This is a genomic window from Lentzea waywayandensis, assembly GCF_900115955.1.
Classification (GTDB): domain Bacteria; phylum Actinomycetota; class Actinomycetes; order Mycobacteriales; family Pseudonocardiaceae; genus Lentzea; species Lentzea waywayandensis.
In genome coordinates, this window is the sequence record NZ_FOYL01000007.1 from 335,134 (window position 1) to 355,660 (window position 20,527).

The following is a 20,527-nucleotide window of genomic DNA, read 5'->3' on the forward strand; positions in this document are numbered from 1 at the left end:
GAAGCAGCAGCCACACCCGCACTCAACGCACCCACCTACGAACGACAAACCGCCGCCCGCCAACGAAACAGGGGGACGACCTACGCAACCGACGCGCCAACGCCGAAGGCGAGGCGCCTCAGCACTTCTCCATCTGAGGGTTCCGGTTCTCCGCGGCCTCATCCACCTTCAAAACCCCACCCTCCCAGACCAACACATAAACCACCCGCCACCGAATACACCCTTCAGGCAACGCAGGCGGAGCCTTGGCAACATCCTGAGTGGACACGAACGAGATCAACGCCCGCAGCCGCCGAGCAACCACATCGGACTCGATCCGCTGCACCACCATCCCGCCGTCCTCAGTGGTCTCGTAAGCCGCGACCCAGGAAGCCTCAGGCGTGGACGAAACCCGCCGAGCCGACACCACCCCGCGCCAGGCATCGAAGTCCCGCGAGTTGATCGCGTCGAAGTAGGCCTGCAACACCCGCTGCACAGCCGTCCGATCCGGATGCGTGAACGAGTCCGGGCTGAGCCGGACCTCCGCGGACCCGGGCACCGGCCCCGCGACGGACGAGGACGCGACCACGGGCGCCCCCTTGGCCTCGGCCGGACGCGAGTACACGGTCCGGCCCACCATTCCTGCCGCCACCGCGGCACCGGTGATCACCACCACGGCCGGCACCAGCCAGCGGCTTGCCACGCTCCCCACACGCGCAGCCTAGCCGCACGGCACGCCGGGGAGCAGAGGGCCGCTCACAAAACGTGTCTCGTTACAACAAAACACGGATTTCACTCGAACGATTACATCACATAGGGATTTGCCCAGTTGCATGTAGCAAGACAATGTTTGATACATAAAAAGTCGGTGCCCAATCTCATCCTACGAATGGGTTCCTACGGGCTACGCCATACCGCCGTTCGGCCGTATCAAACACGCAATGGCAGCCAATTTTTGCTTCACTCGTAAAGAGCAACCGACACAGCGCGTACACGACGTTTGCACACACCTAACTATACGTCGGGATCGAACTGGAATACCGCAGCTCAGAGGCACCCATGATCAGGAACGCCTCGGTGCCGTTTAGCGAAAACGCGGGATACGCCGGACAAACCGTCCGGCAGCAAACATCTCAACCGGGTGAGACGGACCCAAACCTCATGACTCGACGTCACATACGCACCGGTAACCGATGTTCTTTCGGACACGAACGGGGTACCCATATGACCCTAACGGCGGATTCCCCATAGCCTCGAGATTGTGCGGAAATATGCGGCATCAAAGAAACGAAAACGAGTCAGGGAGGGGAATTCGGTGGACCTCAGATACGAGGCGTACTGCTTCGCCGATCGGCAGTTCTACGATCTGCAGAGCAGCACCGAAAGCACTCCCAAGGACGACTTTTCCACCGAACTCCCCGCGCTCCCACCCGACTGGGCGACGGTTGAGCGCAACGTGTGGCGACACCACCACCCGATGGGGGTACAGCTTCCCAACCAAGGGTGGAAAATCCACGTTTCCGCTGGACTCGACAACGCCGGCCGGGTACTGAAGGCCACTTACGACTATTGCGTCGAGCGGCGCATCAGTTTCAAGTACCTGCAGACGATGTCGATCGTGCTGGCGCGAAACTCGAAGTACGCGCCCCGTGAGGGCAGCGGCAAGCTGGTCACGATCTACCCGCTCGACTCCGCGCACCTCGAAGCGATCCTCACCGGGCTCGCCCACGTGCTCGAAGGCGAGCACGGCGCGTACATCCTGAGCGACCTGCGGTTCGGCAAGGGGCCGCTGTACGTGCGCTACGGCGGGTTCGCCGAGCAGTGGCTGGAGGTCGACGGGCAGCAGGTGCTCGCGATCGAAGGGGCCGACGGCACGCTCATCCCGGACAGGCGCAAGCCCGTCTTCAGCCTGCCCGAGTGGATCGAGCTGCCGGCGTTCCTCAAGCCGCACCTCGCCGAGCGCAACGCCGGTGACCCGGCCCGGTTCCAGTACCAGATCAAGAGCTCGCTGCACTTCTCCAACGGCGGCGGCGTCTACCTCGCGACTCGGAAGTCCGACGGCAAGGAGGTCGTGCTCAAGGAAGCGCGGCCGCACGCCGGGCTCGACCGCGAGGGCGAGGACGCGGTGGCACGGCTGGACCGCGAGTACGAGATCCTGACGAAGCTCCAGGGCATCAAGGGCGTGCCGGAGGTGTACGACCGCTTCACCGAGTGGGAGCACCTCTTCGTCGCCATGGAGTTCATGCCCGGCCGCTCGCTCGGGCAGTGGCTCGGCAGGCACTACCCGTTGACGCACAAGGACGTCAGCGACGAGACGATCACCGAGTACAAGGCACGCGCACTCGCCATGGTCGACCGGGTCGAGAGCCTGATGGCCGAGGTCCACGAGCGCGGCGTCGTGTTCGGTGACCTGCACACGCTCAACATCCTCGTGGACGACGAGGACGAGATCTCGCTCATCGACTTCGAGCTGAGCTCGACGATCGACGCCGTCCGCAAGCCCACGCTCGGCGCGCCGGGGTTCCAGGCGCCGCGGGACCGCGACGGGTTCGACATCGACGCGCACCCGCTCGCCGCTCTCCGGCTCTGGATCTTCCTGCCGCTCAACACGGTGCTGGAACTCGCGCCGGCCAAGATCAGGCAGCACGTCAGGGTCATCCAGCAGCGTTTCGGGCTCACCGACGAGTACTGCGCGCCGATCGTCGACGTGCTGACCCCGCGGGTCGACCCTCCGACGGACCCGGCGTTCACCGAGTTCGACGAGGAGACGCCGGACTGGGCGTTGGTGCGCAAGGAGATCGCCACGGCGATCCTGCACAGCGCCACGCCCCACCGCCAGGACCGGCTGTTCCCCGGCGACATCGAGCAGTTCGAGACCGGTGGCGCGGGCTTCGGGTACGGCGCGGCGGGAGTGCTGCACGCACTCGCGGAGTCCGGCGAGGGCCGCTTCCCCGAGCACGAGGAGTGGTTGCTCGACGCGCTCAGGAAAGACCCGCCGAAGCAGCCCGGTTTCTACGTCGGTGCCCACGGCATCGCGCACGTGCTGGAGAACTTCGGCCACCACGACGCCGCGACCGAGATCGTCGAGAGCTACGCCGAGCTCGTTCCGTCCACTCAGGACCACGGACTGAGCGCGGGCCTGTCCGGCATAGGCCTGAACCTGTTGCACTTCGCGAACTCCCGCGAGGACGACAGCTTCGCGGCCCAGGCCGAGCACCTCGCGCAACGGCTCGCGAAGCAGCTCGCGGACGCGCCGGGCCCGGCGGACAAGGCGAAGGCGGGCCTGCTGCACGGCTGGTCCGGACCGGCGCTGTTCTTCCTGCGGATGTTCGAGCACACCGGTGAACGCCGCTGGCTCAAGCTGTCCGAGCAGGCACTGGAACGCGACCTGGCCGAGACGATGATCGCGCTCGACGGTTCGTTGCAGGTGCGCGACGGCACGCTGCGAAGCCTTCCGTACGTGGGCATCGGCGGCGCCGGCATCGCTCTCGTGCTGACCGAGTTCGCCCAGCAGGCGCCGGAACGGCCGTGCGTCGAGAAGCTGCCCGAACTGCTCACCGGCTGCACCGGCGAGTTCGTCATCCAGCCCGCGTTCACGCTGGGCAGGGCCGGACTGCTCGCCACCCTGGCGCACGCCACGCGTCACCGGCCGAACGAGCGCTTCGAGCGCGCCATCGGGCAGCACCTCAAAGCCCTGGGCTGGCACGCCACGCGCTACGGCGGCGGGCTCGCGTTCCCCGGTGTGCAGCTGCGCCGGCTCTCCATGGACCTCAACACCGGCGGCGCGGGCGTTCTGCTCGCCCTGGCGTCCACAGTGGACGGCCGTGCACCACTGCCCTTCCTGGGCTCACGAACGCCGGTCCTCGCGGACCGGTAGCAGTAAAGAGATCGATCCCTCGAAACTAGGAGATAGCGTCATGGGCTTCATCCTTGACATGCAGGACCTCGAGACGCCCGAGGCCCCCGCCAACATGATGGCCGGCGGTTCCGGTGGTGGCGGCGGCGGTTCGACCACCGCGTCGAGCGCCTCCCTGCTGCTCCCGTGCAGCCACAGCAGCGCGTCCCTGCTGCTGTGCTGATCTGGCTTCACCAGCACGTGATCGGCCGGTGAGCGGCATAGGCGAAGTATGCCGCTCACCCGCCTGAAGAGGGGCTCGGCAGCCGGCCAGCTGTCGGGCCCCTCGCTTCATGATGGGCCCAGATGAGCCTCGGAGGAACAGCCGATGACCAAACCCGGTGACCAGCTGTTGTTCTCCACCGTCAAACGCGACTACCGCCCGTGGTTGCTGCTTCTCAACGCCGCCGTCGCCACGACCGGCGGCCTTCTGCTTCCCGCCGCCCTCGCCGGGGCCGTCGACATGGCCCTGAGCGGCACGTTCGTGCTGGCCACGATCGTGTTCCTGCTGGTGCTGGCGGGTGTCGAGATCCTCGGCGACGCGATCGGCATCATCCTCGCCGCGAGCATCACCGCCCGCGCCACGGCCTGGCTCCGGCGCCGCCTGACCCGGCGTTTGCTCACTCTCGGTCACCCGTCACCGTTCGCCGCAGGGGACGCCGTCAGCCGCGTCACCGGCGACTGCGGCAACGCGGGCAGCGTCGCGGTGACCGTGATCAGTCTCGCCGTCACCGCCGTGTCGTCGGTCGGCTCGGTGATCGCACTGGCCCTTCTGGACTGGCGGCTCGCGGCCGTGTTCCTGGTGAGCGCCCCTCTCGCGGGCTATCTCGTCCGCACGCACATGCGCCTCACCGCCGACGACGTCCTGGCGTACCAGGAGGTGTCCGGCGAGGTGTCCGCGCGGCTGCTCGACTCGGTGTCCGGCCTGCGCACGATCGCCGCCGCCGGCATCGCCGATCGCGAGACGAACCGCGTGCTGGAGCCGCTCCCCCGGCTCGCCGCGGCGGGCGCCGGCATGTGGCGCACCCAGGCGAAGATGATGTGGCGGGCCGGGTTGTTGCTGCCCGCCGTCGAGGTCGCGGTGCTCACCGCCGCCGGTTTCGGTGTGATGGAAGGCAGGCTGAGCACCGGTGACGTGCTCGCCGCCCTCGGGTACGCGGCGCTCGGCATGGGCATCGTCGGCCAGATGACCCAGCTGACCGTGCTGGAACGGACCCGCGCCAGCGCCGGCAGGATCGCCGAGGTCCTCGACACCCCGGCACCGAAACGCCCAGCCCCGAAGCCGTCCAACGGAGTCATCGAACTCCGGCACGTCAGCGTCGGCGACGCGCTGCACGACGTGAACCTGATGATCCCGGCCGGCACGTTCGCCGCGATCGTCGGCAGTTCCGGCGCGGGCAAGTCGACGCTGGCCGCCGTGCTCGGCGGACTGTCCGCTGTGGACGCGGGCGAGGTGGTGGGAGACGACGCGGTCGGATACGCCTTCGAACGCCCCGCGCTGCTCGGCGCCACGATCGGTCGTTCTATCGGCTATGGAACGGACGCCGACGAGATCCAGGTGCGCGACGCCGCCGTCGCCGCCCAGGTGCACGACGTGCTGATCCGTCTGCCGCAGGGATACGAGACGCCGATGGCCGACGCACCGTTGTCCGGCGGTGAGGCGCAACGAGTCGGCCTGGCCCGCGCGATCATCCGGGATCCCGAGGTGCTCGTGCTCGACGACGCCACCGCGAGTCTGGACACCGTGACCGAGGCCAAAGTGGACAAGGCGCTCACCACGGCACTGCCCGGCCGGACCCGCGTGGTCGTGACGCACCGCCCGGCCACAGCCGCGAGAGCGGATCTCGTGGTGTGGCTGGAAGACGGCCGGGTCCGCGGCACCGGCACCCATCAGGAGCTGTGGAACGACGAGGACTACCGCGCTGTGTTCACCGGGGGCGAGTGATGCGTTTCTACCTCTCCACGCTGGCAGGACACCGCAGGGGCGTCCTGATCCTGCTCGGCTGGTCCATGCTCGAAGGCATCCCGGCGTTCTTCGGTGGCAGGCTCGTCGGCACCGCCGTCGACCAGGGCTTCGCGGCAGGAGATCCGCTGGCCGGCGTGCTGTGGCTGCTCGCGTTCGCGGCGCTCGCGGTGGCGGGCGCGCTCGGCCAGCGGCAGGTGTTCGCACGGCTCGGAGCCGTCGTCGAACCGATGCGCGACGCCCTGGTCACGCGGGTCGTGAAGGGCGTGCTGAACGACCCGTCGCACCGCCGCACACCGGACGCCAGCGCGGTCGCCATGATCACCCGGCACGTCGAGGTGGTCCGCGACGCCACTGCGGGCGTTCTGGTGCAGGCTCGCGCACTTCTGGTCACGACGATCGCCGCGCTCATCGGTCTCGCGACCACGGCCGCCGCGCTGATCTGGCTGGTCGTGCTGCCGATCGTGGCGGCGCTGCTGCTCTTCGGGTTGATGCTTCCCTCGCTGGCCAAACGACAGCGCGACGCCGTCATGGCCGACGAACGCACGGCGGAGGCGTCCGGTGCGGTGCTGACCGGACTGCGTGACGTCGCCGCCTGCGACGCGGCCGCCGAGGCGTACGGGGACGTCGCGAAGCAGATCAACCTGCAGGCCAGGGCCACGGTCACGGTCGCGTGGGCGAACTCGTTGCGCGCCACGGTGATCGCGATCGGCGGCTTCACGCCCGTCGTGCTGCTGGTGGCGTTCGCTCCCCCGCTGGTCGCTTCCGGTCAGCTCACCACGGGTGCCGTCCTGGCGGCGGTCGTCTACCTGACCAACAGCGTGAACCCCGCGCTGCACGGCCTCGCCCGCACCACCAGCACCGTCGTGATGCGGCTGATGGTCGCGCTCAAACGACTTCAGGAGGCCGCGCCGCGCACCGGCAAGGAGATCGGCACCGAAATTCCGGCCAACGGCGAGTTCGTGCTGCGGGACGTCACGTTCGGCTGGAGCCCGGACGCGGAACCGGTGCTGCGCGGCCTGTCACTCGACCTGCGTCCCGGCGACCACCTGGCGGTGGTCGGCCCGTCCGGCATCGGCAAGTCCACAATGGCCAGTCTGCTCACCGGTCTGATGCCACCGGACAACGGCTGCGTCCTGTTCGGTGGCGCGCCGGTCGACCGGGTAGCGCCGACGGTCAGGCACCACGCGATCGCACTGATTCCGCAGGAGACGTACCTGTTCACGGGCACTGTGCGCGAGAACCTCACGCTTCTCGCGCCGTGGGCGACCGACGAGGATCTCGTCGACGCAGTGAAAAAGGTTGGCGCCAAACCACTTCTGGACGGACTGGGTGGCCTGGACGCCGCGCTCGGCCATGGCGGAGAAGGACTTTCCGCTGGTGAGGCGCAGCTTCTGGCACTCGCGCGGGTCTACGTCACGTCCGCGGGCGTCGTCATCCTCGACGAGGCGACCTCACATCTGGATCCCGCCGCCGAGGCCCGGGTCGAACGGGCTTTCGCGCAACGGAACGGAATTCTCGTGGTGATCGCGCACCGGCTGAGCTCGGCTCTGCGAGCGAACCGCGTGCTGGTCATGGACGGCGGCAAGCCGTTGCTCGGCTCCCACGAACACCTGCTCAAGACGTCCGCGCTCTACGGGCAGCTCATGCTGGCCTGGGATCCCACGCACCGGAAGGAAACCCCGCTGCCCAAACGGTGAGCGGGGTCCACACAGGACTAAACAGTCCCGTTAGCCGACACGGTGCAGCCAGGTCACCGGAGCGCCGTCGCCCGCGCGACGGAACGGTTCCAGCGCGTCGTCCCACGCGGCGCCGAGCAGCTCATCAACGCCGTGCGCGAAGGATTCGCCGCCTCTGGCACGTACAGCCAGTGACCGCAGCTGGTCCTCGTTCACGACGATGTCGCCGTTCGCCGACGTGCGGGCGTGCCACAGCCCCAAAACGGGCGCGAAGCAGAAGCGCTCGCCGTCCTGACCGGAGGACGGTTCCTCGGTCACCTCGAACCTGAGCATGGGCCACGCGCGCAGCGCAGCCACGAGTTTGGCGCCGGTGCCGGCGTCTCCGGTCCATGCGCATTCAGCGCGCAACTGGCCTGGTGCCGCGGGTTGCGCTGCCCACCTGAGGTCTACCCGGACACCGAGGGTGCCCGAGATCGCCCACTCGACGTGCGGACAGACCGCAGACGGCGACGAGTGGACGTAAACCACGCCACTGGTGCTGCCACGGGTGCTCACTGCTGACCTCCGCTACTCGACGAGGGACGTCTTCCCCTACGCCTTTGTCGAGAGTGAGGTGATCACCGCGAAACCCGTTCGCTGCATTCTGCCTCGACTTGAGGCATGTCCGCCATAAGAACCAGCTCGATCATCACCCGACCGGGGCAGATACAGGTCTTAAGTCCCGATCTCCCGGCCGAGTGATGCCTGATCGTGATCTACAGAGCGTTTACCGCGGCCACCACGTCGACTAGACCCGTCCCCTTGTCGAACGACGAGGTGAAGGGGCCGACGGGCCCGTAACCGGTGCCGTACTTGTAGGCCGTCGACTTCAGCGCCCGCTCGATGTCGGCCGGGGTCGCGGAAGGCTTGGCCTGGAACAGCTGTGCGACGATCCCGGCGATGTGCGGTGCCGCCATCGACGTGCCGCTGATCGTGTTGAACGTGCCGAGGTCGAGCAGTCCGGGCCCGTTCTGCGGCTTCAGGCCGGTCGCGCAGATCGGCAGGTAGAGCCGGCACGACGAGGTGATGTTCTCCCCCGGCGCCGAGATGTCCGGCCACGTCGCGGAGTTCGTGGCGAGACCACGGGACGAGAAGTCCGACACGGCGCCGTCGCGAGTACCGGTCTCCTGGTCGTTGTAGGAGGCCACCGAGATCACGCCGGGCGTCGGGTCGATGCCGGGCGGGTTCGACAGGTTCGCTGAACCATCGCCGCCGTCGTTGCCGTTCGCCCACACCACGACGACGCCTTCGGCCACGAGCTGTCGTTGCAGCTTGACAGTGACCGACTCAGGGTCGAACGCACCGCCGCCAGATGGCCCATAGGAGTTGTTGATCACCTTGATCGGCGGGCAGGTCGAGGCGGGCACGCCGGCGCCGCACGGGGCCTGGTGGTTCTCCAGCACCCAGTTCAGCGCGGCGTCCGCGCCGAGGATGAGGATCGCCGCGCCGGTCGAGATCACGACGCCCTTCGCGCCCGGCGCCGCGCCGTGGATCACCGGTCCGCCGGTGGTCTGCACGTCGCCGCCGATCGCGATGCCGGTGACGTGGGTGCCGTGGCCGCCCAGCGAGGTCGTGTCGGTGTCGACGAAGTTCGGCACCGGCACGATGCAGTTCGTCTGCGTCGAGCCGTCCAGGCACAGGCTCTTCAGGTTGCGGACGATCCGGCCGCCGAACGACGGGTGGTTCGGGTCGACGCCCGAGTCGATCACCGCGACCGACACGCCCGCGCCGGTCAGCCCGAGGCTGTTGCGGGCGTCCAGGCCGCGCGTGGCGGTGTGCGAGGTCGACCCGAGGAACTTGATCGGCTTCTGGACCTCGACGCGCGTCACGCCCGCTTTGGCCCTGGCGGAGGAGATCTGCGCGGAGTCACCCCGCGCGGCTACGACGCCGATCTTGCGGAAGCTCGTGAGCTTCTGCAGACCAGCCGCTTCGACCGCCTGTTCCGCGGCGGTGATGTCGGCTCCGTGGACGTAGACCGTGGAGGTCGGCGCGGCCGTCGCGACAGGGGATGCGGCGGCCACCAGCAGTGCGGCGAGCAGTGCAGCGCGTGTGTACATGGACCCTCCGTGAACATTGGCAGGCAATCCATCTAACGAGTGATCCACTTATCGGTGACGGCCATCACGCAATGTCTCGACCGGCTGCGTTGGGACGACCCCGGACCGCTACGGTGTCCCCCCGTGCGGAAAGGTAGGGACTCGTGCGGCTGATCCGTCTGGGCGCTGAACCTTCGGCCATTGGGGCGGACGTCCGTGCCGCCCTCACGGCCTGCGGCGCGGGTACCCAAGCTCTGGGTGGCGTTGCGCTCATCGGCGTGCAACCACCCGACTGTCCGATGCCGCTGGACGCGATCGTCGTGCTGCCCAAGGGCGTTCTCGTGATCGTCGGTGTCGATCTGCCCGACCCCGCGCTGAAGCTGGAGGCACCGCTCGGCGGTCAGTGGACGATCGACGGCTGGCCGCTGGTCGCCCAGGACGGCGCGCCCAACCCGGCGACCGAGGCCGTGGCGGCGGCGACCGCGGTGGCGCAGCGGATCCAGGCGATGCGCGCGGAACCGCTCCCGGTGAGCACCGTCGTGGCGGTCGGCCCGTTCGTGGACCAGGTCGTGCAGCCGACGGTCGACCTCAACCGAGGCGTGCGGGTGCTGCACCCCAAACCGTCCACTTTGCTCAGTGCGGCCCGTGAGCTCGCGACCTCGACGGTGCCCTGCACGGCCGACCACGCCGTGAAGCTCCTCGCGATCCTGCAGACCACCGGCACGCCACCGGACGCGCGGTCGTTGCTCTCCGAGGGCTTCAGCGACGCGGTGTCGGATCTCGCGTCCGCCAACACGATGCTGATCCCCAAGGCCGCGATGAGGCCGATGCTCTCGCGCAAACGCTTGCCCGGCAAGCTGACCTGGCCGTACCTCGCGGTCGCGGCGGTGGTCGCGCTGATCCTCGTCGGGTGGCTGGTGGTGGCGCTGCCCGGCGACGACAAGCCGGCCGACGCGACGCCCGCGCCGACCTCGACGCAGCCGACGACGGTGGTCGTGGACGGCACGACGTTCGTGCCGAAGGAGATGAAGAAGGACCAGGACTGCCAGTCGCAGGCGTTCGGCGACGTGAAGGCGTGGCTGATCGCGAACGACTGCGGCGTGCTGCTGCGCGCCACCTACGAGACGTCGGTGCAGGGCAAGGCGGCGACCGTGCTGGTGGCGGACATGGACCTGTACGACGCGCCCAGCGCGAAGTCGTTGCACGCGGTCGTCGTGCTGCCGGGATCCGGTGGCGTGCACGGACTGGACGGCAAGCCGCTGGAGAACGCGGCTTTCGCGAACGGCACCAAGGGCAGCCACGTGACGCTGGCGTTCGCGGTGTGGTCGGGTGGCGCGGGCGATCGGACGCTCGACCCGATCGCCAAGCAGGCGTTGCGGCTTCCTGCCACCCGGTAGAGGCTGGAGGGCATGGTCGGACAACTTCGTTCTGTCGTGCTCGACTGCCCGAATCCCGCGGAGCTCGCGTCGTTCTACGAAGACCTGCTCGGCGCCGAACGTCTTCCCTACGGCGACGACACGTGGGTCGTGATCGTCGCCAACGGCACACGGCTCGCGTTCCAGCTCGCCCCCGAGTACGTGGCGCCGGTGTTCCCTGATCCGCACGCGTCTCAGCAGGTCCATCTCGACGTCGTGGTCGACGACGTCGAGAAGGCGGAGCCGAAGGTGCTGGCACTCGGCGCGCGGCTGCTGCAGAAGGACACCGGCGGCTGGTTCCGGGTCTACGCGGACCCGGTCGGGCACCCTTTCTGCCTCGTGTGGCTTTCCTGATCCGGGCAGGCCCTGCGCCGCGGGTCTCGTTCGACGAAAGTCGCGGCTGAGGTGGTTCCTGGTGGTGCGGGCGGCTGACCTGCACACCGGTGTTGTGTTCGGGTCGGCCGCCCGTGCCGTCAGGGGCCGCCTCAGCCCCGGCTTTCGCGAACACGGACCTGCGGCGCAGGGCCTAATGTGGCGCCATGGACTTCGACGTCATCGTCATCGGTGGTGGCCCCGTAGGTGAGAACGTGGCTTGGCGGACGGCCGCGGGGGGCCTGTCCACCGCCATGATCGAGAAGGAGCTCGTCGGCGGCGAGTGTTCGTACTGGGCGTGCATGCCTTCGAAGGCGCTGCTGCGTTCGGGGCACGCGCTCGCCGCCGCGAAGCGGGTCAAGGGTGTGGTCGGCGGGTCGCTCGACGCGGCCGCGGTGCTGGAGCGGCGCACCGGCTTCACCTCCAACTGGGACGACACCGGCCAGGTCAAGTGGGCCGAGTCGGAGAACATCCACGTCATCCGCGGCGACGGTGAGGTCACCGGCGAACGCGAGGTCACCGTCGGTGGTGAGGTGTACCGCGCTCGCCAGGCCGTGGTGGTGTGCACCGGCAGCGTGCCGAAGATGCCGCCGCTGGAGGGCCTCGCCGACACTCCTGTGTGGACTTCGCGCGAGGCCACGTCGGCCCGTGAAGTGCCCGAGTCGCTGGTCGTGCTCGGCGGCGGGGTCGTCGGTGTCGAGATGGCGCAGGCGTGGGCGCGGCTCGGCTCGAAGGTGAAGCTGGTGGTGTCCGGTGACCGGCCGCTGCCGAGGCTGGAGGATTTCGTCGGCCCGCTGGTCGTGGAGGGCCTGCGGGAGGACGGCGTCGAGGTGCTGCTCAACGGGCGTGCCTCGTCGATCAAGCCGGGCGAGCTGACGTTGCAGGACGGCCGGGTCGTGCAGGGGTCGCACATCCTCGTCGCGACCGGGCGGGTACCGGCGACCAAAGACGGCAAGCCGCTGACCATCGACGACTCCGGTCTGGTGTCCGGTGTGGACGGCCGCTGGCTGTACGCGGCCGGTGACGTGACCGGCCGGGCGTTGCTGACGCACCAGGGCAAGTACCAGGGGCGGGCGGTCGGCACGGCGATCCTGGAGCGGTCCCGCGGGTTCGAGCCGAAGCAGTGGTCGGCTGGCCAGGCGTGGGCTGATCACGTGGCGGTGCCGCAGGTCGTGTTCACCGACCCGGAGGTGGCGTTCGTCGGGCACACCGCCGAGGAGGCGCGGGCTCAGGGCCGTGACATCAAGGTGGTCGACCTGGACATCGCGGTCGCCGGGTCGTCGCTGCACGCCGACGGGTACAAGGGCAAGGCTCGGATGGTGGTGGACGAGCGCACGCGGACGCTCGTCGGTGTCACGTTCGTCGGTCAGGACGTCGCCGAGCTGCTGCACTCGGCCACCGTCGCGATCGTCGGGGAGGTCACCGTGGACCGGTTGTGGCACGCGGTGCCCTCGTACCCGACGATCAGCGAGGTGTGGCTGCGGTTGCTGGAGTCCTACGGGCTCTGAATCGGGTCCTGGGGCTCTTCGAGCACGGACCCGAGCATGCCGGTGAGCAGTTCGTTCGCCGTGCCGATCACGTACGCGCGGTCGTCCTCGTCGACTCGTTCGGCGAGCTTGAACAGCGCGTCCGCGGTCTGCACGGCGATCCGGAACGTCAGCATCACCGGGGCGTCGCCGTGGGCGCCGAACCGGTTGACGAACATCTCCGCCAGCCGTTCGGCCATCAGCTCGTACTGGTCGACGCTGGAGTCGAGCCGGTGGCTGTCCAGCATGTCGCTGAACCGCACCCGGCCGAAGCCCGGCACGTCCGTCAGCATCCGCATGTACACCGCGACGATCTGCGTCATGGCCCCGCGCCACGTGTCCGCGATCAGATCCGCGGCGAACAGCTCCTCGATCTCGCGGAGATAGGTCTCCATACCGCGAAGTGCCAGAGCGTGCACAACGGATCGTTTGTCGGGAAAGTACTGATAGAAGGAACCAATGGGCACTCCGGCCACATCGACGATGCGAGCCGTGGTGATGTCGTCGTAGTCGTATTCGTTCAGCAGGCTCGCACAAGCGTCCAGGATCGCGGAGACAGTCGCCGCGCCGCGCTGTTGCACAGGCTGCCGGCGCATCACCCTGGCTAACCTGCCTTTTGCCGGATCTTCATGCACACGAACATCTTTATCCATAAGAGTGCTTATTGCCCAGCACAGGTTGCCGACAGGTTCAGCCCGGATCTCCGCGCCGTTTGCGATGAACGACCCAACCGAAGTCCACGAGGCAGACGACGGCGAGTAGTAAAAGCAGGATTCCAAGCCAGACGAGGTCAGCTCGCAGCGCCAGCCAGCCCGCCACCGAGTTGAAGACCAGGCCGAACCCGGCCAGCCACAACCGCAAGGTCAGCGCGCTGCGCGGGGGCGCAGGGGGTGGCAGGTAGTCGCTCACCTCACCCGGTTTCCCGCAGCAACGGTGCCTCAACCCGCCTCAGCCGGCGCGGGGGTTTCGTCACGTAGGGCCTGACGAGACGCGTCACGGCCAGACCAGGGGCGATGAGCGGGACCACGGCGGTCAGCACGGCGGCGGTGATGCCCGCTCGCACGACGTCCTTCGGCATGACGGCGACGCGGTCGACGACGAACGCGCGCCGTCCGGTGATCGACACGGCCGCGAGGACGAGCAGGAACACGACCATGCTGAGCATCGCCCGCTGGACCGCGTGCTCGTACCCGGCTGCTTCTCCCGCGACGAGCACCGCGAACCACCCGGCGAGAGCGGGCAGCTGACCCTGTTCGGTGGTGGCCGCCCAGCTCAGGCCGCCGAGCGTGGCGAACCAGACGAGGACCTCAGCGCGCTCCTGAGCCCATAGGGATGCCGAATCGAGGGGAATGCCGGTCCAGGCGAGTAGCCCGAGCGGGCTCAGGGGATCATCGGCGAGCTGGCCGAGCACCCAGGCGAGCGTCCACGCGGACAGCAGGACCGCCACGACGAGCTGCCACCGGGGCCGGCGCACCACGCAACGGGCGAGCCGGACGATCTCCGCACGCGTCATACCCCCACCTTGCCGTTTCCTGGTGGTTTGCGGAGAAACGTCACCCCAACGCTCACCCTGTCGGCCCCCGTCCGGGGCGGTTCATCACGGAGCGCTATCCACGATCGGGGGACAGATCTTTTCTAGACTGACGACATGAGCATTGATCAGCTTCTGTGCCTTCCCAGCTACCTGATGCTCGGGCTGGTGCGGGAAGCGCGCCGGATCGGGCGAGCGGATCTGCGGGGGCCTCACCTGACGGTGCTCGCGTACCTGTCCGAGCAGGAGGCGGTGGCGCAGAAGCGGATCAGCGACCGGGTGCGGATGGACCCGAGCGACCTCGTGTCGGTGCTCGACGAGCTCGAGGGGTTCGGGTTCGCCCAGCGCAGACGCGACGAGAGAGACCGGCGGCGGTTCACCGTGTCGATCACCGACGGGGGCAGACAGGCGTTGCGCGAGCGACTGGAGGCGGCTCGGGCGCATGAGGACGAGCTGCTGGCACCGTTGACCCCGCACGAGCGCGATACGTTGGCCACACTGCTGCGTAAGGCGTACCTGCATCACGCTGATATGCGTGTAGATTAGACAGTCTGCGCTCACGCGAACCCGGCGCGGGCAGCCTGTTTTTGTACAACTACAGCGCGAATCGGAATAACAATCCGACGTCGCATTGTATCGAGAAATGAGGCAAGTTGTCAAGCCCCTCCGATGACCTCCGGCTCGCCGAAATGGAGCCGGAGCAGGAATACGTGGCCATGTTGTACGGCCGGCTCGACGACCTCCGCGAACAGACGTCGAAACGACTCGCACAATCGTTGCGACAAACCGGCGGCACGCATCAGATGCGGTCCGAGCGCGACACGTCCGTCGCGATGTACACAGATCAATTGGCCCAGTACAGCGCCGTCGAGAACGGACTCGCGTTCGGCCGGCTCGATTTCCACAACGAGGACCGCTTCTACATCGGCCGAATCGGTCTCTTCGACGAGGACAAGGAATACGAGCCGCTGCTGATGGACTGGCGGGCGCCCGCCGCCAGGCCGTTCTACCTCGCCACCGCCGCCTCCCCTGACGGCGTGCGGCGGCGCAGGCACCTGCGGACCCGCTCGCGCAAGGTGATCGGCCTCGACGACGAGGTGCTCGACATCAACTCGGCCGACGTGAGCCGCAGCGAGTCGCTGACCGGCGAGGCGACGCTGCTCGCCGCGCTGAACGAGTCGCGCACCGGCCAGATGAGCGACATCGTCGCGACCATCCAGGCCGAGCAGGACAGGATCATCCGGTCCGAGCTCAACGGCGTCGTCGTCGTACAGGGCGGACCCGGCACCGGCAAGACCGCCGTGGCCCTGCACCGAGCCGCATACCTGCTGTATACACACCGTCGACAGCTGGCGAAACGCGGCGTTCTCGTCGTGGGCCCGAACACGACGTTCCTGCGATACATCAGTCAGGTCCTCCCGTCGCTGGGCGAGACCGGCGTCCTGCTGTCCACGGTCGGCGAGCTCTACCCGAACCTGACCGCCACCGGCCGCGAGTCGGCCGCTGCGGCAGCGGTCAAGGGCCGCATCCAGATGGCCGACGTGATCGCCGCGGCCGTGCGGGACCGCCAGGAGGCACCGCCGTCCGTCGAGATCCGCTTCGACAACGACGTGCTGCGCCTGGACCGCCGTGCGATCTCCGAAGCGCGAGGCAGGGCACGCCGGACCCGCCGCGCGCACAACGAGGCGCGCCGCACGTTCGCCCGCGAGATCATCTCGACGCTGTCGGGCATGGTGGCTTCGAGGCTGGGCGGGCACCTGCTCGACAAGGCTGACATGGACGACATCCGCCGCGAACTGCGCGAGTCCGAGGAGGTCCAGGCCGCGATCTCGTCGCTGTGGCCGGTGCTGACGCCGTTCTCGCTGCTCTCGGAGCTCTACGCGAACCCGAAGCGCCGCAACCGCGCGATGTCGAAGTTCACCCGCGAAGAGCGCGACCTGCTCCAGCGTTCGACGGACGACTGGACACCCGCCGACGTCCCGTTGCTGGACGAGGCGGCCGAACTGCTCGGCGAGGACGACACGGAGGCCAAGGCCCGCGCCGAACGTCAGCGCCGCCAGGCCATCGAGTACGCGCAGGGAGTTCTCGACATCCTCGACCTGGAGGACGACGCGGACCCCGACATCCTGATGGCCACGGACCTGATGGACGCGTACCGCCTGGCCGAGCGCCACGGCGTCGACCGCTACGAGACCGCGGCGGAACGTGCCGCGGCCGACCGCACCTGGACGTTCGGCCACATCATCGTGGACGAGGCCCAGGAACTGTCGGCGATGGCGTGGCGCACGCTGATGCGCCGCTGCCCCAGCAAGTCCATGACGGTCGTGGGCGACATCGCACAGACTGGCGACATCGGCGGCGCCACCTCGTGGGGCTCCGTGCTGTCGCCGTACGTGCAGAACCGCTGGCGCCTCACGGAACTGACGGTCAACTACCGCACGCCGGCCGAGATCATGGAGGTGGCCGCGGACGTGCTCGCCTCGGTCGACGCCTCCCTGGTGCCGCCGACGTCGGTGCGGGAAACCGGTGTGGCACCTTGGGTCTCCACGGTGTCGTCGTACCCGTCCGAGGTGCCCGCGCTGATCGCCGGCGAGGTCACGGCGGTCGGCGACGGCAAGATCGCGGTGATCGTGCCGGCCGCGCTGCTGTCGTCGGTGGGTTCCGCCGTGGCGTCGTCGGTCCCGGGTTCCTCCGTCGGCAACGAGCTGGAAGAGGCCCAGGTCGTCGTGCTCGGCGTGACCGACGCGAAGGGCCTGGAGTTCGACTCGGTGGTCGTCGTCGACCCGGACGGCATCCTCGACGAGTCGCCGCGCGGCGCGTCGGACCTGTACGTCGCGCTGACCCGTGCCACGCAACGGCTCAGCGTCGTGCACACCGGAACGCTGCCGGACATGTTGTCCCGCCTGAAGGACGTTTCGTAGCGACCGACCGGAAGCCTGGGTGGCGGTTGTTCGCCCCCAGGCTCTCCCGAGGTCAGTGCGCCAGAGCGAGACCTACCGCCGCCGCGCCGACACCGAGCACCACGCTGACGATGACGTTCAGCAACGCGGACCGGTACTTCTCGGCCTCCAGCAGCCTCACCGTCTCGTAGCTGAACGTCGAGTACGTGGTGAGCCCACCGCAGAACCCGACCCCGAGCAGCGGCATCCAGGACGTCCCAACGACGAACCCGATGAGCAGGCATCCCACGACGTTCACCGTCAAGGTGCCCCAGGGGAAGTCCGACGGGTGCCGCGACTGCACGAACCGGTCGAGCAGATACCGCGCCGGAGCACCCAAAGCAGCCCCGAGGAACACCACGAGCACCGTCACCGCTTCACCCGCAACCCGAGAAACGCCGCCAGCACAGCACAAACCGGCGTGGCCAGCAGCGCCCACGACCACGAAGCCGCGTACGACGAGAACGTCGTGAACCCGCCGAGGATCCCCACCCCGAAGAAGGCGCGCACCAATGGCTTGGGCACCAGCCCCATCAGCACGCCGATGAGGAACGACCCCAGCACGTTGATGACGAACAGCCCCCACGCGCCCGGAACCCAACCCGACAGGCCGTAGCGCGCCACTCCCCCGAGTCCGCCACCCAGCGACACCAGCGCGACGAACGGCAGCCCGAGCTCGGCGCGCTGTGCCGGGACGTGGAGGTCGACGTCCGGGTCCACCGGTTCAGGCTGTGGGCTCTGCAAGGTGCTCCACCAGGTGGTCCAGGGCCTTCAACGCGCGCACGACGTCCTCACGCTCCGAGGACTCCAGCTTGCCCAGTGCGGCACCGATCCGCTTCTCGTGTTCGCGCTGCCAGACGAGCAGCTGTTCGTGTCCACGGGGTGAGACGGATAGCCGCGCTACCCGTCTGTCCTTGGGGTCTCCGCCGCGCACGACCAGGCCTGAGTCGATCAGTTGGGACACCAGTCCGGACACCGTGTTGGGGGCCAGCCGCAGCGCCGCGGCGAGGTCGCCGACCTTCATCGGCGGGCGCTCCGCGAGGGTCTGCAGCAGCTCTACCTGCGCCATCGGCAGGGACTCCCACGGCCAGTCGGCCCGGATGCTCGTCCGCAACGCCCGGCGCAGGCGAGTGACGACGTCGGTGAGCGTGCGGGCTTCGTCTGACATGCGGAAATCTTACTGGGCTCACGACAATAGCTCTGTGTCAGATATAATCGGACCACGATGAACTGGTTCGTCACGGAGTCGCCCAGACCGGCGTGGATCGCCCGCCGGTCGTACGCGCCTTGGCTGGTCATCGCGACGGTCTGCTTCGGTGCGTTCATGGGGCAGCTCGACGCCTCGATCGTCACGCTGGCGTTCCCCGCGATGAGCGCGCACTTCCAGGCCGACCCGGAGTGGATCTCGCTCAGTTACCTGATCACGCTCGTGGCGCTGCTCGTCCCAATGGGCAGGATCGCGGACCGGATCGGCCGCAAGATCGTCTACATCTACGGCTTCGCGTTGTTCACCGGTGCGTCCATCGCGTGCGTGTACGCGCCGGGGTTCGACTCGCTCATCGCCGCCCGGATCGCTCAGGCCGTGGGTGCGGCGATGTTGCAGGCGAACAGCGTCGCGCTGGTCACCACGGCGGTCGCGCCGGAGCAGCGGCGCAGGGCGCTCGGGGTGCAGGCCGCGGCTCAAGCCACCGGACTGGCGGCCGGGCCGTTGCTCGGCGGGTACCTCACGGAGAATTACGGATGGCAGGCCGTGTTCGCCATCAACGTGCCCATCGGTGTCGTCGCGATGGTCATGGGTCACTACCTGCTGCCCCGCACGAAAACCGCGCGTGACAAGGGAAAACCGTCGTGGCAGGTCCTGCCGGGGCTGGTGGGCGTGCTGCTCACCTATGCCGCGTTGTTCGCGCCGATGACGTTGCTGCCGTTCACCATGAAACAACCCTTGGCACATATAGGACTCACGGTCGCCGCGTTGCCGCTCGGGTTCGCGATCGCGGCGACGGTGCTGAGCAGGCCGGGCATCAGGACCGGAGCGCTGATCACGGCCGTCGCGCTGATCCTGCCTGTGCCGCAGGTGATTCAGCTCGTCGTCGCGGGCGTCGGGCTCGGGATCATCGCGCCGGCCTGCACGAAACGGGTGATGGGCGCGCTGCCGGAGGGGTCGGCGGGGGTCGGGAGCGGGTTGGTCAACGTCGCGCGGGGACTCGGCACGGCACTGGGCGTCGCCGTGGCGACGCTGCTGATTCACACTTTCCAGTGATAGCAGCGGTTCTGTTGGAGCAATGGGACTCAAGCGCCGCCGTACGCGTGTGGCGTCTCAGTAGCCTGGTCACATGTCTGAACGGGTGAGCTGGGTTCCGGAAGGCGTCGACGTGGGCAGGCCGAGCGCGGCGCGCCTCTACGACTACCTGCTCGGGGGAGGGCACAACTTCGCGGCCGATCGGGCACTCGCGGAGAAGTTCCTCCAGGCCCAGCCGAACGCCCGCACGATCGCCCGGCTGAACAGGGCGTTCCTGCGCCGGGCCGTGCTGCTCATGATCGACGAGGGCATCCGCCAGTTCCTCGACCTCGGCTCCGGCATCCCGACGGTCGGCAACGTGCACGAGATCGCCCGGAAGGCCGATCCGGAGGCGCACGTCGTCTACGTGGACTTCGAGGAGGTCGCGGTCGCGCACAGCCAGCTCATCCTGGAGGGCGACCCGCGCGCGACGATCATCCAGGAGGACATGACCAGGCCCGACGCGGTGCTGCGGTCGGCGCGGCACAGCGGCCTGATCGACTTCTCGCAGCCTGTCGGGGTGCTCACGGCCGGTGTCTTCCACTTCGTGCCGCCGCAGGCAGACCCGAACTCGATCGTGGCGGCCTATCGCGACGCCGTGCCCACGGGCAGCTACCTCGCGGTCTCGCAGTTCACGCAGGACCTCCAGCCCGAGGAGATGGCCGGGATCGTCGAGGTCATGAAGAAGAGCCAGAACCCGATGTACCCGCGCACGAAGAGCGAGATCGAGGCGCTCTTCAGCGGGTTCGAACTTCTCGAGCCCGGCATCGTGCCGACGCCGTTGTGGCGGCCGGAGGGCACGAACACCGACGATCCGGACAGGGCGGGCATCTACGCCGCCGTCGGCCGGAAGTTGTAGTGCGCCTGTCGTTGTT

The 20,527-nt window shown here is 68.3% G+C and carries 20 protein-coding genes; 11 read left to right on the forward strand and 9 right to left on the reverse strand.

Going from position 1 to position 20,527, the window contains the following annotated elements; genetic code table 11:
- Positions 1 to 118: 118 nt before the first annotated feature.
- A complete protein-coding gene (locus BM417_RS27130) occupies positions 119 to 691 on the reverse strand; it encodes a hypothetical protein (RefSeq protein ID WP_143138814.1) in 573 nt (190 codons plus the stop codon).
- Between the two features lie 603 nt (positions 692 to 1,294).
- On the opposite strand from BM417_RS27130, the gene lanKC reads away from it, so the two are divergent.
- The 4 genes from lanKC (at position 1,295) to BM417_RS27150 (ending at position 7,537) form a co-directional block, all read left to right on the forward strand.
- Positions 1,295 to 3,856, forward strand: coding sequence for a class III lanthionine synthetase LanKC (gene lanKC / locus BM417_RS27135; RefSeq protein WP_093600240.1), 2,562 nt, complete (start codon positions 1,295 to 1,297; stop codon positions 3,854 to 3,856).
- Between the two features lie 40 nt (positions 3,857 to 3,896).
- Positions 3,897 to 4,058: a SapB/AmfS family lanthipeptide gene (locus BM417_RS27140; protein ID WP_093600243.1), complete on the forward strand. Its 162-nt coding sequence runs from the start codon at positions 3,897 to 3,899 to the stop codon at positions 4,056 to 4,058.
- 144 nt (positions 4,059 to 4,202) lie between these two features.
- Positions 4,203 to 5,819 (forward strand): ABC transporter ATP-binding protein, encoded by a 1,617-nt coding sequence (locus BM417_RS27145; RefSeq protein ID WP_093600246.1) that lies wholly within the window; start codon positions 4,203 to 4,205, stop codon positions 5,817 to 5,819.
- Complete coding sequence (locus tag BM417_RS27150) at positions 5,819 to 7,537, forward strand: ABC transporter ATP-binding protein (RefSeq protein WP_093600249.1); 1,719 nt, start codon at positions 5,819 to 5,821, stop codon at positions 7,535 to 7,537. Before BM417_RS27145 ends, BM417_RS27150 begins: the two co-directional genes overlap by 1 nt.
- Before the next feature lie 30 nt (positions 7,538 to 7,567).
- Here BM417_RS27150 and BM417_RS27155 read toward each other — a convergent pair whose 3' ends face one another.
- The gene (locus tag BM417_RS27155) at positions 7,568 to 8,071 is read right to left on the reverse strand and encodes a DUF3145 domain-containing protein (RefSeq protein WP_030474501.1); all 504 of its coding nucleotides are present in this window, start codon (positions 8,069 to 8,071) and stop codon (positions 7,568 to 7,570) included.
- 200 nt (positions 8,072 to 8,271) lie between these two features.
- Complete coding sequence (locus BM417_RS27160; RefSeq protein ID WP_093600252.1) at positions 8,272 to 9,612, reverse strand: S8 family peptidase; 1,341 nt, start codon at positions 9,610 to 9,612, stop codon at positions 8,272 to 8,274.
- Positions 9,613 to 9,755: 143 nt separating this feature from the next.
- Here BM417_RS27160 and BM417_RS27165 point away from each other — a divergent pair, with 143 nt between their 5' ends.
- From BM417_RS27165 to BM417_RS27175, 3 genes are all read left to right on the forward strand, one after another.
- Complete coding sequence (locus BM417_RS27165; RefSeq protein WP_093600254.1) at positions 9,756 to 10,988, forward strand: hypothetical protein; 1,233 nt, start codon at positions 9,756 to 9,758, stop codon at positions 10,986 to 10,988.
- Between the two features lie 12 nt (positions 10,989 to 11,000).
- On the forward strand, positions 11,001 to 11,360 hold the full coding sequence (locus tag BM417_RS27170) for a VOC family protein (RefSeq protein ID WP_093600257.1): 360 nt from the start codon (positions 11,001 to 11,003) through the stop codon (positions 11,358 to 11,360).
- Positions 11,361 to 11,545: 185 nt separating this feature from the next.
- On the forward strand, positions 11,546 to 12,886 hold the full coding sequence (locus BM417_RS27175; RefSeq protein WP_093600260.1) for a dihydrolipoyl dehydrogenase family protein: 1,341 nt from the start codon (positions 11,546 to 11,548) through the stop codon (positions 12,884 to 12,886).
- On the opposite strand, the gene BM417_RS27180 is transcribed toward BM417_RS27175, so the two are convergent.
- From BM417_RS27180 to BM417_RS27190, 3 genes are all read right to left on the reverse strand, one after another.
- Positions 12,874 to 13,500, reverse strand: a complete 627-nt coding sequence (locus tag BM417_RS27180; protein WP_093600263.1) for a TetR/AcrR family transcriptional regulator — start codon at positions 13,498 to 13,500, stop codon at positions 12,874 to 12,876. The two genes, BM417_RS27175 and BM417_RS27180, sit on opposite strands and share 13 nt — an antisense overlap.
- A gap of 94 nt (positions 13,501 to 13,594) precedes the next feature.
- A complete protein-coding gene (locus BM417_RS27185; protein WP_093600266.1) occupies positions 13,595 to 13,813 on the reverse strand; it encodes a DUF6343 family protein in 219 nt (72 codons plus the stop codon).
- A gap of 1 nt (position 13,814) precedes the next feature.
- The gene (locus BM417_RS27190; protein WP_093600269.1) at positions 13,815 to 14,417 is read right to left on the reverse strand and encodes a hypothetical protein; all 603 of its coding nucleotides are present in this window, start codon (positions 14,415 to 14,417) and stop codon (positions 13,815 to 13,817) included.
- A gap of 135 nt (positions 14,418 to 14,552) precedes the next feature.
- Between BM417_RS27190 and BM417_RS27195 the strand changes: the two genes are divergently transcribed.
- Both BM417_RS27195 and BM417_RS27200 read left to right on the forward strand, forming a co-directional pair.
- A complete protein-coding gene (locus tag BM417_RS27195) occupies positions 14,553 to 14,981 on the forward strand; it encodes a MarR family winged helix-turn-helix transcriptional regulator (RefSeq protein ID WP_093600272.1) in 429 nt (142 codons plus the stop codon).
- Positions 14,982 to 15,124: 143 nt separating this feature from the next.
- Positions 15,125 to 17,356 carry a HelD family protein gene (locus BM417_RS27200; RefSeq protein WP_093600275.1) on the forward strand — a complete coding sequence of 744 codons (2,232 nt, stop codon included), beginning with the start codon at positions 15,125 to 15,127 and terminating at the stop codon, positions 17,354 to 17,356.
- A gap of 52 nt (positions 17,357 to 17,408) precedes the next feature.
- On the opposite strand, the gene crcB is transcribed toward BM417_RS27200, so the two are convergent.
- Genes crcB through BM417_RS27215 form a run of 3 tightly spaced genes read right to left on the reverse strand, consistent with a single transcriptional unit; the run spans position 17,409 to position 18,542 of the window.
- Complete coding sequence (crcB, locus tag BM417_RS27205; protein WP_093600278.1) at positions 17,409 to 17,747, reverse strand: fluoride efflux transporter CrcB; 339 nt, start codon at positions 17,745 to 17,747, stop codon at positions 17,409 to 17,411.
- Entirely contained in the window at positions 17,744 to 18,094 is a 351-nt protein-coding gene (locus BM417_RS27210; RefSeq protein WP_245822190.1) for a fluoride efflux transporter FluC, read from the reverse strand. Before BM417_RS27210 ends, crcB begins: the two co-directional genes overlap by 4 nt.
- Positions 18,095 to 18,098: 4 nt before the next feature.
- Entirely contained in the window at positions 18,099 to 18,542 is a 444-nt protein-coding gene (locus tag BM417_RS27215; protein WP_093600284.1) for a MarR family winged helix-turn-helix transcriptional regulator, read from the reverse strand.
- Between the two features lie 57 nt (positions 18,543 to 18,599).
- Between BM417_RS27215 and BM417_RS27220 the strand changes: the two genes are divergently transcribed.
- Positions 18,600 to 19,634: an MFS transporter gene (locus BM417_RS27220; RefSeq protein WP_093600287.1), complete on the forward strand. Its 1,035-nt coding sequence runs from the start codon at positions 18,600 to 18,602 to the stop codon at positions 19,632 to 19,634.
- 73 nt (positions 19,635 to 19,707) lie between these two features.
- Complete coding sequence (locus BM417_RS27225) at positions 19,708 to 20,511, forward strand: SAM-dependent methyltransferase (RefSeq protein ID WP_093600290.1); 804 nt, start codon at positions 19,708 to 19,710, stop codon at positions 20,509 to 20,511.
- The last annotated feature ends 16 nt before the right edge of the window (positions 20,512 to 20,527 follow it).

What these genes read in the sequence shown, in the direction of transcription:
- BM417_RS27140 (WP_093600243.1), top strand. Translation starts at nt 3,897, where the DNA reads ATGGGCTTCATCCTTGACATGCAGGACCTCGAGACGCCCGAGGCCCCC.
- BM417_RS27145 (WP_093600246.1), top strand. Translation starts at nt 4,203, where the DNA reads ATGACCAAACCCGGTGACCAGCTGTTGTTCTCCACCGTCAAACGCGAC.
- BM417_RS27150 (WP_093600249.1), top strand. Translation starts at nt 5,819, where the DNA reads ATGCGTTTCTACCTCTCCACGCTGGCAGGACACCGCAGGGGCGTCCTG.
- BM417_RS27160 (WP_093600252.1), bottom strand. Translation starts at nt 9,612, where the DNA reads ATGTACACACGCGCTGCACTGCTCGCCGCACTGCTGGTGGCCGCCGCA.
- BM417_RS27170 (WP_093600257.1), top strand. Translation starts at nt 11,001, where the DNA reads ATGGTCGGACAACTTCGTTCTGTCGTGCTCGACTGCCCGAATCCCGCG.
- BM417_RS27175 (WP_093600260.1), top strand. Translation starts at nt 11,546, where the DNA reads ATGGACTTCGACGTCATCGTCATCGGTGGTGGCCCCGTAGGTGAGAAC.
- BM417_RS27180 (WP_093600263.1), bottom strand. Translation starts at nt 13,500, where the DNA reads ATGCGCCGGCAGCCTGTGCAACAGCGCGGCGCGGCGACTGTCTCCGCG.
- BM417_RS27190 (WP_093600269.1), bottom strand. Translation starts at nt 14,417, where the DNA reads ATGACGCGTGCGGAGATCGTCCGGCTCGCCCGTTGCGTGGTGCGCCGG.
- BM417_RS27195 (WP_093600272.1), top strand. Translation starts at nt 14,553, where the DNA reads ATGAGCATTGATCAGCTTCTGTGCCTTCCCAGCTACCTGATGCTCGGG.
- BM417_RS27200 (WP_093600275.1), top strand. Translation starts at nt 15,125, where the DNA reads ATGGAGCCGGAGCAGGAATACGTGGCCATGTTGTACGGCCGGCTCGAC.
- BM417_RS27215 (WP_093600284.1), bottom strand. Translation starts at nt 18,542, where the DNA reads ATGTCAGACGAAGCCCGCACGCTCACCGACGTCGTCACTCGCCTGCGC.
- BM417_RS27220 (WP_093600287.1), top strand. Translation starts at nt 18,600, where the DNA reads ATGAACTGGTTCGTCACGGAGTCGCCCAGACCGGCGTGGATCGCCCGC.
- BM417_RS27225 (WP_093600290.1), top strand. Translation starts at nt 19,708, where the DNA reads ATGTCTGAACGGGTGAGCTGGGTTCCGGAAGGCGTCGACGTGGGCAGG.